The 724-nt window shown below is 65.4% G+C and carries 1 protein-coding gene; it reads left to right on the top strand.

The window, feature by feature from the left end:
* The coding region (locus tag AC1DWF_RS34320) for a hypothetical protein (protein WP_476842950.1) at positions 1–393 on the top strand (393 nt) is incomplete at its 5' end.
* Between the last annotated feature and the right edge of the window lie 331 nt (positions 394–724).

The raw sequence follows: 724 nt of genomic DNA, 5'->3' as shown, positions 1-724 counted from the left end.
CTTCTCGCCCAGGGCGATCGGCTCGATGCCTTGTCGCGCGGCTTCACCACCGTCGCAGCGGCCGGCCTGGTGCTGGTGCCGGCGCTTGCAGGAGCCCTCACGCCGCTGCTTTCAGGGATTCTGCTGGCAGTCCTGCTGGCCGGTTTGTGCGAGATCTATCTCGCGATCCGTGTCGGGTTCGATGCCGCGCTGTTCGCGTCGATCGCCGAGGCGACAGCACCGCGCGACCTGGCCGGGCTCGATTCGGCACTTGTGGGCCTCGGTATCATGCCGGTGGTGAAGGCGGGCCGGCCTCTACCGGCGCGTATCGTCGGCGCCAGACGGTTGATGGCACGTCAGGCGATCATGGCGGCACTGCAGGCGTTCCTTCTGGTGATCTGCATTCTGGGCTGATGTGGTTCGCCAGCCGGCCACGCGATGGGGACTGGTTGGTCTGCCTCATGAAAACGGTCTTCCCCGAGATAGGCTTTTGAGCCTGAACGAGGCGGCTGGAATGTCGCAGAAGAAGCACAGGCCTGAGGAGATCGTCGCGAAGCTGCGGCAGGTGGATGTCCCGATTTTTCAGGGCCGATCCGTGTCGTAACCGCCGCGGCGGTTACGCCCGATGTGGCAGACWAGCCGACCATGCATTAGGTWTCACCCGGACCACCCAATGGCGGCAGGCCAGGGGAAGACATGCGTGGAGACAGGGTAGGCGGGTGCGCCGGGCATCCAGATGCGGTCC

The sequence above is a fragment of the Aminobacter sp. P4_D5 genome (assembly GCF_056401815.1).
This window is presented reverse-complemented; position numbering and strand designations above follow the sequence as displayed.